Annotated in this window: 1 protein-coding gene; it reads right to left on the minus strand. The window is 68.7% G+C overall.

Annotation, left to right across the window (positions count from 1 at the left end):
* Window positions 1-342 (minus strand): cadherin-like domain-containing protein (locus tag BKY27_RS20210; protein ID WP_158515008.1); only part of this gene is annotated, 342 nt, incomplete at both ends.

Here is a 342-nt window from a genome sequence, read left to right on the forward strand (position 1 = left end):
CCGTGTGGTATCCTCGGCAGAGGCCGCCAGGGTGACCGGACCGCTGACCTCGGGCGCGTCGTTGACCGGTGTCAGGTACAGTGTCGCGCTGGCAGCGACCGAGGTGGTTCCGTCGCTGACGCTGTAGGCGAAGGTCACGCCCGTGTCGTCATTGGCCGCAGGCGTATAGGTCCAGGTGCCGTCGCCATTGTCGGCGAGCGAGCCGTTGCCGGTGGCGATGCCGAGGCCGGTGACCGACAGCGCATCACCGTCGATGTCGGAGGCGTTGGCCAGAAGCTCGGCGCTGGTGATCACCCGTGTGGTATCCTCGGCGGAGGCCGCCAGGGTGACCGGACCGCTGAC

The organism is Nioella nitratireducens (genome assembly GCF_001879715.1).
GTDB lineage: Bacteria > Pseudomonadota > Alphaproteobacteria > Rhodobacterales > Rhodobacteraceae > Nioella > Nioella nitratireducens.